Origin of the sequence: Rhodopirellula sp. UBA1907, assembly GCF_002337565.1 — a bacterium.
Classification (GTDB): Bacteria; Planctomycetota; Planctomycetia; order Pirellulales; family Pirellulaceae; genus Rhodopirellula; species Rhodopirellula europaea.
On record NZ_DDGH01000097.1, the window covers coordinates 1 to 9636 of the forward strand.

12 protein-coding genes are annotated in these 9636 nt (G+C 54.3%); 3 read left to right on the forward strand and 9 right to left on the reverse strand.

The window, feature by feature from the left end; genetic code table 11:
* The first annotated feature begins 681 nt into the window (after positions 1–681).
* Positions 682–1173: a DUF1569 domain-containing protein gene (locus B2R17_RS23050; protein ID WP_286765858.1), complete on the forward strand. Its 492-nt coding sequence runs from the start codon at positions 682–684 to the stop codon at positions 1171–1173.
* Between the two features lie 274 nt (positions 1174–1447).
* On the opposite strand, the gene B2R17_RS23055 is transcribed toward B2R17_RS23050, so the two are convergent.
* From B2R17_RS23055 to B2R17_RS23095, 9 genes are all read right to left on the reverse strand, one after another.
* Positions 1448–2839: a tyrosine-type recombinase/integrase gene (locus B2R17_RS23055; protein WP_286765859.1), complete on the reverse strand. Its 1392-nt coding sequence runs from the start codon at positions 2837–2839 to the stop codon at positions 1448–1450.
* Between the two features lie 4 nt (positions 2840–2843).
* Positions 2844–3086, reverse strand: coding sequence for a helix-turn-helix domain-containing protein (locus tag B2R17_RS23060; protein ID WP_286765860.1), 243 nt, complete (start codon positions 3084–3086; stop codon positions 2844–2846).
* Positions 3073–3225 carry a hypothetical protein gene (locus B2R17_RS23065; RefSeq protein WP_286765861.1) on the reverse strand — a complete coding sequence of 51 codons (153 nt, stop codon included), beginning with the start codon at positions 3223–3225 and terminating at the stop codon, positions 3073–3075. The genes B2R17_RS23060 and B2R17_RS23065 overlap by 14 nt, the downstream gene beginning before the upstream one ends.
* Complete coding sequence (locus tag B2R17_RS23070; protein ID WP_286765862.1) at positions 3216–3584, reverse strand: hypothetical protein; 369 nt, start codon at positions 3582–3584, stop codon at positions 3216–3218. The genes B2R17_RS23065 and B2R17_RS23070 overlap by 10 nt, the downstream gene beginning before the upstream one ends.
* Entirely contained in the window at positions 3584–3892 is a 309-nt protein-coding gene (locus B2R17_RS23075) for a hypothetical protein (protein WP_286765863.1), read from the reverse strand. Before B2R17_RS23075 ends, B2R17_RS23070 begins: the two co-directional genes overlap by 1 nt.
* 78 nt (positions 3893–3970) lie before the next feature.
* Complete coding sequence (locus B2R17_RS23080; RefSeq protein WP_286765864.1) at positions 3971–5299, reverse strand: AAA family ATPase; 1329 nt, start codon at positions 5297–5299, stop codon at positions 3971–3973.
* Between the two features lie 21 nt (positions 5300–5320).
* Positions 5321–5986 (reverse strand): hypothetical protein, encoded by a 666-nt coding sequence (locus tag B2R17_RS23085; protein WP_286765865.1) that lies wholly within the window; start codon positions 5984–5986, stop codon positions 5321–5323.
* Between the two features lie 863 nt (positions 5987–6849).
* Positions 6850–7326 (reverse strand): hypothetical protein, encoded by a 477-nt coding sequence (locus B2R17_RS23090; protein ID WP_286765866.1) that lies wholly within the window; start codon positions 7324–7326, stop codon positions 6850–6852.
* A 310-nt stretch (positions 7327–7636) separates the two neighbouring features.
* The gene (locus B2R17_RS23095; protein ID WP_286765867.1) at positions 7637–7921 is read right to left on the reverse strand and encodes a hypothetical protein; all 285 of its coding nucleotides are present in this window, start codon (positions 7919–7921) and stop codon (positions 7637–7639) included.
* Between the two features lie 496 nt (positions 7922–8417).
* On the opposite strand from B2R17_RS23095, the gene B2R17_RS23100 reads away from it, so the two are divergent.
* Together B2R17_RS23100 and B2R17_RS23105 are read left to right on the forward strand one after the other, a co-directional pair.
* Positions 8418–8993 (forward strand): recombinase family protein, encoded by a 576-nt coding sequence (locus tag B2R17_RS23100; RefSeq protein ID WP_286765868.1) that lies wholly within the window; start codon positions 8418–8420, stop codon positions 8991–8993.
* A gap of 193 nt (positions 8994–9186) precedes the next feature.
* Positions 9187–9636: hypothetical protein (locus B2R17_RS23105; RefSeq protein ID WP_286765869.1), on the forward strand; the 450-nt coding region annotated here is incomplete at its 3' end.

A 9636-nucleotide genomic window follows, 5' to 3' on the forward strand; every position in this document is an offset into this window, starting at 1 on the left:
AGTTATTCACCGTGCGTTGCTTATTACGGATCTCCAATAGGAATTTGCTTTCGCGTGGATGCGTCGGTTGAGTCACTTTCGGTTCCAAGCTGCTTCGTTCGTCGCGGGGTGAAACGCGAACGTCTAGCCGTAGCTCAAGTTCTGTGTTCTGGTCGACGAGGAAGGCGAAGCTTGGCTCTCAGCTAACAAGGGTTGTGGTGTGCTGGGATATTCCAAGCCGTGGGACGGCGTGCTTGGGTATGTTGACGGTGGCGATACCACGAAACGCGGTTGCCTTCCACTGAGATTCGTTCACGACACGATGATCGTCGACGAGCTAGAATTTACTCCCGGAGCTTCGGAAGTAAATTGCTAAGCAGGACGGCAGGAGTCTTTCGGCGATTGAACTGTTTTGGCAAACGCCACTGGTCCCACGTACAACCGGGGCCGATGCCCAAACGGCTCACATTGTTGTGCTCGATCATTCCTGCCGACCTGCTTAGCTGCAATGAAGTTGGGGTGAGGTGACTCTCAAAGCCAAGCAACCAGTAGCCGTTCGAAACGAATACAGGCGTTCGTTTTGGATTCAGATCGCTCACGCCAGAAAGCCAGCGTCGGGTAACATCACCTGCTACATCCGGGACAAAGAAGACGTTAGCATGCTGCAGACGTTCCCTCCGACAAGAAAGGTGCTTCAAACGCATGCTCCGAAAACCTGAACACATGTCGAAGATCGCCACACGGCGCATGGATCTTCGTTACCCCGACCTGGGCGCCGCGTGTACCGACGTTGCTCGCTTGCGTGAAGGCGGCTACGAAGTCGTTGGTACATGGAGCCTTGCCCAGATACTCGATCATCTGAACATGTCGATGCAGATGACGATTGACGGTGCGGACTTCACGTTTCCGGCGATGATGCGACCGGTGATGAAACTGATGTTCATGCCAACAATGCGAAGGGGCAAACCGTCCAAACTCCGCGGGAAGGCGCCGGAGCAACTTCAGCCCGCTCTGGACCTTGATGAAGATGCATGCGCGAAAAAATTCTACTCGCTCGCGGACACCCTGATGGACCCGTCCACTCCATTCGTTTCACACTATCCGATGCTGGGACGGCTCACCCGAGAGCAATGGCTCTTGATGCAGCAATGGCACGCTGCCCATCACTTGAGCTTTGCCGTGCCGAACGACTGAGATGGGCATCACGACTGGTGGCTGACACGATCGGCCCCGCGCAATCAACGCTCGATGCCCAGTTGCGTCGAAGCTCAGTTGCGGCGAGCGTGGGTGAAGAGTGGAAAGCTAGACCAAGCCTCCCCCCAATCTTTCGGGTCGAGATTTCCCGGGCAACAGGTTTTGTTGCCCCGCACGAAAGAGACCCGCTGATTCGCTTTGGGGTGTATTTGAATGGTCCCACGCACACCCGGCGAGTCGAGCCACTGCCGTTTGAGCGGGGAAAAACGGCGTTTTAGAGTACACCCGGAGGGTGTGAATCTTCGCTTCCCAGATAGTCTCGGATCAAATCAGATTGCACCTTTTCAATGATTCTGCGTGTTCCCTCATCGAGCGTGGTGCGATCTGGTGGGTTCTGATCGGATCTGTCCTCCACCAGTGCTCCACCAGCCGCAGTTGCTGCTCGTTGGCGGTCATCTTTACCGGTGCTTGAATAGAACCCTTGAGCGGTTGCCTCGCTGTGTCCGGTCCATTCTCGAATGTCGACTGTCCGAAGCGTTGAGTCGCGTTCCATCTCGTTGATGCGAAACCGCCTGATGGCATGGAAGGGTTGGGGCCAAGGGGTCATCCCGTTGCGAGACAGGATCTTCTTGAACGTTGTTTGCAGGTTAACCGACCAACGCCCAGAACGAACGACCGTCGCGTCCTTGTCCGTCACGTCGAACTCCGGCTTTGTTGCGAGTCGCCCAATTCGATTTAGGACATGAGGAGCGTCACCAGCGTGCTCTCGCAGTTCTTTGAGGATCGGCACAAGCGGAGCCCACAGAGGCATCAGACGAATATACATGTTCTCAGTGGAGGCTCGCTGACTGCCATTCCGCTTGCCGCGAATCTTGATCTCCAGAGCGTCGAAGTCGATGTCTTCCCAACGAAGAATGCACGCCTCGGCGATCCGGCAACCAGTCCAACGGAGAAACCACGTCAGGGCGTTCCATTCAAGATTTTCGATCTCGCTTCGACTCGATTTCGGACAGTGCAGCAGCGTTTCAATTGTTTCCGCCGTGAGCAACTCTTCTTGAAGTAGCTTCCTGTCGTCTGCCAACTTGATTCGAAATTGCTTACGCTCGGACAGGTTTTGAAAAGGATTCTCGGAGATCCACTTTTTCTGAACAGCGTAGCCAAACGATTCGGCACCACGCTTCAGGTAGTTACCAATCGTGCTGTCTTGCTTCGCGGCCTCGACTCGATCGGCGATGAATTCTTTTACGCAACCCGAAGTGATTGAATCGATACGGCAATCGGAACCGAAATGGTTTTCAAGTTGGCGTAGCGTGCTGCGGTAGTTCCGAACAGAACGAGCATCGACGGACTTCATCTTCATCTCGCAGTAGGCGTCGAATAACGCTTCGAGCGTCTTTGCTTCCTCTTGCCTTTGCAGCAATCCAACGCGAATCAGCCCCTCTTGGATCTTGGGACAGATTCGCTCTACCTTCGAGGCAAGGGCAGGGGACAGCGACCCGTCCACCCGCTTGATTGCCTCGACTTCCTCGATGACGGAGAAGACTTGCCCGGCAGCTTTCGCTGAGAGGTAACCGAGGTTGATCTTCTTGTTGACGCCGTGAACGGTTACGGAACAACGTCGATAGAGCCCACCGGCTTTCCTCTCAGCTTTTAGCATCGTTGCCATGCAATCAGTCTCCTGCGATTTCAAAATTTGAGGGTTGGCGGTGACGTTCAACAAAATGCGAAACGTCATCCCGGTGATAGAAGACGCCCCCGTCGATTTGATACGACGGCAAGCGTCCTTGCTTCGTCCATTCGCGAATCTTCGTCAAACCGACACCGAGGACAATCCGTAGATCGGAAGCGGTGTAGTGTATCGGCGTCAGCCACGCCCGGCGATTCATCTTCGCTTGCGGATCACTTGCGTTCATCTTTGCCTCCTTCTTGCTGATCCCGTTTTCCAGGATAGACCGGGGGATTCGGATCGATGAATTTCCGCGGGACAGGAAGTTGCTTCCCGTCATCGCCGGTGACTGTCTCCTTCCCACAAGGGTAGAGGGTTACACGCATTCTTGTTCTCCTTGGATGATTTGGTTGAGGTCGATTAAAAACGCATCGAGTCGTTCGTCGTAGCTGTCACACGTTTCGAAGTGGGTCGCCAGACATTCAGTAATATGGCTCGCTAGCGAGATGAGGGTCTGCTTATCCATCAAACCACCATTCTTGATCTCAGCCTCTGTAGCGGCTTTGGTGAGCTTCCCTAGCGTCGAAAGTAAACGTTCAGCGAGAGATGGATTCGATTCAATTGAGCTTTCAAGCAGGAACCTCGCGACGGCAAGGTCTTGACGAGTCAGCGACGGTGGAGATTCCGCAAGCTCGCTGACGCGGTCCATCGCGGCGGATTCCGAGAGTTGATATTGAGTTGTCACTACGCAAGCCCCAACAATTCAGGATTCTCTTTTCGGATTCGCCGGTACTCAGAAGGTGAGAGATCGGCGATGCTCTTCTTTTCAGCAATCCCGTCAAACAGGTTGTCGTGCAAGCCGCTTTCACGCATTGCTTGGATGGCTTCGGCTGGGCTGCCTTCCGAAGGTGCGATTTCGGCGATGTGATGGGGCGAAGCAGCACCTTGGGCGATACCCTCTAAATGGATGTCTCGTTTGCGGACTTCGGCGGTCAAAGAGCGGATTTGTCTTCTCATTTCTGAGATGATCTCGTCTTGTGTTTGTTGATCCATGGTTGTTTCCTTTGAGTGAAAGAGTGCCCGTGGGAGGCACCATGTCTCCCACGGGCGAAAGACGGGTTACCACGCCGTCTATGTTGGAAGTCGATACCGGAGGTAAGAGCCGGTTTCGTGTGTTTCAATGACGCCGTCAGAGAGCAGGCGTGGGAGTGTCGTGTCGATGCGTCGTGCGATCTTCGCCTCGTCGCGAAGACGAGTTTTTGCGAGACCTTCCGGCTTGTCTTTCAATGCCTCACGGACTCGCTCAGCGTCTTGCTGATAGTCGGCATCGGCTTTCTCTTGTTTCTTGGTTTGGCGAGCCTCACTCGCGGTCTGAACGTCAACCTCCCAGGTCCAATTGCCATCGGAGTCGAGGTTGCGAATCAGGACGTCGTATTCATCACCGTGATTGTTTGATCCGCCGATTTCGACTCCGAGATGATGGAGGCCGGAACCTGCGACATACTCGGTCATGCGTCCGATTGCGATCCACTGACGTGCCCACTGAGCGAAGCCGCTCCACTGCATGTCTTTCAGTTTTGGAGTGTTCCCGATTTTGTCGGACGCTTTGGTCGTGTGATTGGCGAGAACGAAAGTGATGTCTCGTTCTTGGCAAATTGCGTCAACATTCCGCAACTGCTGTCCCATCTGAATCAGGTTGTTCGCTTCGCCGCCATCCATGCAGAGATAGGCAGGGTCGACCATGAGCACGCCGGGCTTGATTGCATCTAACTCTTGTTGAAGTGGATCGAGTGGTGACCCAAAGTGATGAAGCTTCGGTGAGATATGAAAAAGGCCGGGCTTGGGATTGACTCCAGTCGATCTGACAATTGCTTGAGCGGTTTTGCGTAGGGTGCGGAGGCCGCTCTCACCGGAGATGAATAGGACGCCGGTTTCGTGACACTGCTTGCCGAGGAAAGTTCCGCCGGAGGTGATCGCAAGTGCCATGTCGAGCATGAGCGAAGTTTTGAGCGTTTTCTGAGCACCGAAGACGATGCCTGGCTCGCCTTTCACCAAAACGTCGTTGATGATGTAGTCGTCGTCTTCGTAGTCGAGCGTCATGAAGTCGCTGAATTCGTGAATGTGGTCGAGTGGGCCTGTCTCGCTTTTGAGGTTGTTCGCATCGTGGATGATCGAGCCGATGGTGATGCGACCATCTGGGTTCAGTGATTCCCATTTCGCGATGCACTCGGCAGGGTCGTAGAGAGCTGACTTGCTGGACCACGCGTCCCAGAGTGAGAAATAGGCTTCACCCTCATTCCTCAGAGCGGTTCCGTATTTGATCCAGGTTTGATAGTCGTCTGACGGCAGTTTGCTGAGTGCAGTGATGACGCGTGTCATCGTCTCTAGGTCAGCTCCGGCACTCAGTGTGCGGGCTGGAGGCGGTGCCTCTGGCAGGTCGGTGTATTCGATATCGAGCATGGTGCTTTTGTGTGGTAAGGGTCAGACTGCGGTTTGGATGGTTTGCAGTCCGTTTGAAGTGTTGCGGGACCAGTGCCAGAGGATCTTGCCTCCGACATCAACTGTCTTGGTGAAGTCGAAGCCTGCGTCCGTGGACATGCGGTCTAGCACGTACTGGGAGATGCGGCCCTGGTCGGCACGCGTCGGGCACTTCACTGGTTTTTCGAAGGGGACGAGGGCGTGGTATCCGTTGCCGCTCTTGCTTGTCCGTAGAGTGACGTATGGCAGGGATTTGATCGCATCGACGGTGGCATCGAGTTGGTCCTCGGATAGGCCGTTCTTGTGCCCGTCTGTCGAGTCAAAATCGAAGCCAACCCAATGACTGACCTTTTCTTTCCAGTCCCAGCCGCTCGTGCCGATCAGGTCCCAGTACTTGGTGGCACCCGCCTTGATCCAGGGATTCTTGAAAGTCCCGTCGCGATGCGGAATCCGGATGACGCGGCAGACGATCCCATCCGCATCGACGAACGCTTTGCCGCTATCGGTGCGGGTCAGACCTGTACTGTCGATATTGATCTGAATCTCGTGCCCGGGTCGCCAATTCGCGATTGGTGAACTCGCAAGTTGGGGGTACTGGCGAGTGAACAGGTATATCGCGAGGCAGGTGGGTAGACGCTCATGCGGAGCGTAGTCGCTGAGGGGTCTCATTGGACTGTGCTGATGTGCTGGTGAATGAAGTGCGAGAGCACGCCCGATAGGGCCAGCACAGCGGTATCGGGCGTGCTTTGTCTCGCGAGCAGTCTCAAGCCATGGAAGAGGCGAGACAGCTTTGAATAGAGTGGAGGCCAGTCCACACTACATAAGGTGATTTGAGGCCTATTTTGTTACCTGATTCTGGGAAAATTTCGAGAAAAATTGCGATCTATAGATTGCACATTTCTGCTGAATTGGCAGTGGCGAACTACGAACAAAAAGCGAAACCCGGCCTCGAAAGCACGAACAACCCTGCACTCCTAAAGGAGTGCTAGGGTGTTCGTACTTGTCTCCGATGGCACTTTTCTTATAAAGAATACTGCGAAAAACCACGAACACGGGCGTGTTCGTACTTGTTCGTCCCTGTTCGTACTTTCTGCTGCGTTTCTGCCTCGCGGTTAGTGTCAATTCCCGCGATTAACGCCAGAAAACGCCGTCAGTGCCCCTCCAGGCTCGCTGAAGGACCAAAACGTGAGACACGCCCAGGAATTGCCCCGCTTTTCTAGTGCTGTCAAACAGCCTTCCTGGGCCTCTGGGGGGCACGTAAGCGACCCCTCCACCGGCCCGGTTTAGGAGGCAATCCCAGCCCGCCCAGGAGCGTATTTGCTGCATCCGAGAGCGGGCGAAGGCAGACGCGTAGGCCCCCTCCCAGTCGACGTCCAAATGCCACCTCGTGCAGGGCGTCGGCATCTCATCAAATTGACACAGCCATTCGGTCAAATCATTGCGGTACTGGTGGCGGCGATTCCAATGGTTGAGAGGGTCACCCAGGCCGACCCAGATAGGTGTGCCACAATCTCGCAGCCACTCCCAAGTTCTCATGTCGCCATCCCAAAGTCACGTTTCAGCACATCCATCGCCGCTTCCCGACGACGGATGACCGATGCGTGAGATTTGTACCCCAGCGAGTCAGCAATCTCAGTTCGTGTCTCGCGATTCAGGTAGATCCGGCGAACGATATCCGCGTCATCGTCTTCCAGCCCGTCAATCATCTCCTCGAACTGACATTCCGGAGGGGCAGGTAGGTACAGCTCCGGATCGAGGCCGACGGTCGGCATCCCAGGCTTTTTCATCGCCGCACGTGTGACACAAGTCACAAGATATCCCCAGTCGTTCCCGTTTTGGTCGCGGGGGTCTGAGTCAGCATTCCGCTGACATAGATTCATCCAGGTGTCTTGAATTGCGTCGTCCGCGTCTTGTGCGAACCACTGGGTTTCGCCCCATTTGCGGAGTCTCGAATCGTACGCATCGAACAGCTCATCGAATGTGTCGGGCAATCCTGCAATGAGACTCATATCGAGACCCTCCGCAGGATATCGGCGACGTCGTGTCCATCGATGCGGATCGTGTAGTCGGTGCTAACACCGTTGACGATCGCGTGTTCCAAAATTGCGCGCAATTGCGTGAGCATTTTCTCTTTCATTTCTTTTCCTTGGTTGGGGCCAGCATGGCCCGGAGAATGCAAAGAGACCGACGCGGGATTTTCCCGGTCGGTCTCTAGCGGTGTGTGAAGTGTGACTAGATTGCAAGTCACTACCTTAAGTATTGCACACGTTTTGTGTGCGGGTCGGAAAATTCTTAAATAAAGTTCGGCAGACGGATTTTTCAATCGACGACGGAAGCCGAAACGCCCCGTTTGACGGCAGCGTCAAGGTATTCGTCCATCGGGTCGGGAACCTGAGCCACCATCAACTCGACGTGCTCAGACGGAACGGGGGTGCTCACGGTGATTTCCAACTCATACGGTGTCTCAGACAGCCCGTCCATCATCGCAGTTGAGATGATGTCTTCGAGTTGGCTGAGTAGCTGTTCTTCGAGCGACGCCTTGGCGTCTTGCAGCATGAGGGCGATAAGAGCTTTTGCGGTGGTTTTGTCGTCGATAAGTGTCATCGGTGAGTTCTCGGTAAAGTGTGTGGGTCAGGTGATGACCAACACTTGCACCGGATTTTCGCCATTCCTGTAAATCAAAAATCCAAAAACTTTAATCGAGTCCTCAACTGCCCTCACAATCGGACCCCGTAGCGACAACGCTGGAGCCTTCAACTCGAAACGGAATGCCACGCAGCATGATTGCGGCGATCATCGCGGCCTCTGGCAGCCAAACAGTGCAACTCTGTTCGGCGACATGCTTCAGGTGATAACTGTCCTGTCCCCGACGAACCGGGGTATCGAGACAGTATTGGACTTGCTGGAGGGTCGGTAACTCGCTTCCGTGAAAGATGGGATGAGTGAGCACGGACTTCAGGTTAGAGATGGTCATAGGTGGACAATTAGGGTCTTTGGTATCGACGGGGTCGATACACGGGGAAAAAGGTGTAGAAAATCGCTTGCGCGACGGGACAGCGAGGGTAGAGTTTTTTGACTACGCCTCAGGAGCAAAAAAAAAATGAAGACCGCCGCATACATCCGCGTCAGCACGACGGGACAGAATGAAGCAAGCCAAAAACGAGAACTGAGCAAGTGGCTGGAAGGACACGGCATCACAGATGTGATTTGGTATGTCGACAAGGCCAGCGGAACGAACTTAGACCGGCCTGCGTTCAAGCAACTGCAAGCCGCTATCTTCAATGGTGAAGTCAGCAGCGTGGTGGTCTATCGCTTGGACCGCTTATCAAGATCGCTGAAAGATGGAATCAACTGTCTCACAGATTGGCTGGAGAAGGGTGTCCGTGTCGTGAGCATCACCGAACAGTTAGACTTTAGCGGGGTAACAGGCCAGCTAATCTCAGCAGTTCTCTTGGCCGTGGCAGCAATGGAAACGCAGGTTCGTGCCGAACGACAGGCAGCTGGAATAGCAGCCGCACGCGAGCGAGGGGTCTACGGGGGCCGGAAGCCCGGGACGACGAAAGGGAAGCCGGAACGGGCAAAGGAACTCAAGGCCAAGGGGCTGACTCGTGCTGAGATTGCCGCGTCGATGAACACGTCAACTCGTACGGTCACCCGCTACCTTGCGACGGGGTAGGGGGAGGGTCAAATTCGAATCTTGCAATGAGGGATCAGAGGGTTGGGTGCCGGGGCCCTCATTTCTCTATTATCCATGGTTTGAAAAAGTCGGGCTCAGACGTGCTTATATCGGGCATCCGCTGAAAGGGTGCCACATACGAACAAAATGGTGTAGGCTCCGCAGCACAACAGCCCTCTCGGATACAGCCAAAATGTCAGCAGAAGACGATACTCTTCAAGAAGCCATTCACGAAGTCCAGAAGAATTTGTGCAGCCTGTGTGTGCAGTTACTTGAAAACTTGACGTCCAAGGTAAATTCTGCAAGTACGCTGAGCACGCAATTAGTCGAAAACTCGCAACATCTCGCTCGCTTAATTCCCGAAGACTTCATGCCGCAATGGCTGAAGTCTCTGCTAACCGAACACTGCAATGGCTTCAAATGCTCTAACGAGAAAGTTGCGAAACTTTCGGTTTTCGTTGCTGAAAACCTACCGTTGATTGAAGAGCCAATCTTGATCGGGTCAGCGGCGGAAGCGAACCTGGATGAGCTTTTCAATGAACAGAGAGACAAATTCCTGATTCACGAACACTTCGATCGACTAGTGTCAGATTTGGGAGAGCTGATAGCTGAAGATGTCATCGAACACAGGACGGTTGAGGAC

Excerpts from the sequence above, each read along its gene's own strand:
- B2R17_RS23100 (WP_286765868.1), top strand. The coding sequence starts at position 8,418 with ATGAAGACCGCCGCATACATCCGCGTCAGCACGACGGGACAGAATGAA.
- B2R17_RS23075 (WP_286765863.1), bottom strand. The coding sequence starts at position 3,892 with ATGGATCAACAAACACAAGACGAGATCATCTCAGAAATGAGAAGACAA.
- B2R17_RS23060 (WP_286765860.1), bottom strand. The coding sequence starts at position 3,086 with ATGAACGCAAGTGATCCGCAAGCGAAGATGAATCGCCGGGCGTGGCTG.
- B2R17_RS23080 (WP_286765864.1), bottom strand. The coding sequence starts at position 5,299 with ATGCTCGATATCGAATACACCGACCTGCCAGAGGCACCGCCTCCAGCC.
- B2R17_RS23090 (WP_286765866.1), bottom strand. The coding sequence starts at position 7,326 with ATGAGTCTCATTGCAGGATTGCCCGACACATTCGATGAGCTGTTCGAT.
- B2R17_RS23095 (WP_286765867.1), bottom strand. The coding sequence starts at position 7,921 with ATGACACTTATCGACGACAAAACCACCGCAAAAGCTCTTATCGCCCTC.
- B2R17_RS23085 (WP_286765865.1), bottom strand. The coding sequence starts at position 5,986 with ATGAGACCCCTCAGCGACTACGCTCCGCATGAGCGTCTACCCACCTGC.
- B2R17_RS23065 (WP_286765861.1), bottom strand. The coding sequence starts at position 3,225 with ATGCGTGTAACCCTCTACCCTTGTGGGAAGGAGACAGTCACCGGCGAT.
- B2R17_RS23055 (WP_286765859.1), bottom strand. The coding sequence starts at position 2,839 with ATGGCAACGATGCTAAAAGCTGAGAGGAAAGCCGGTGGGCTCTATCGA.
- B2R17_RS23050 (WP_286765858.1), top strand. The coding sequence starts at position 682 with ATGCTCCGAAAACCTGAACACATGTCGAAGATCGCCACACGGCGCATG.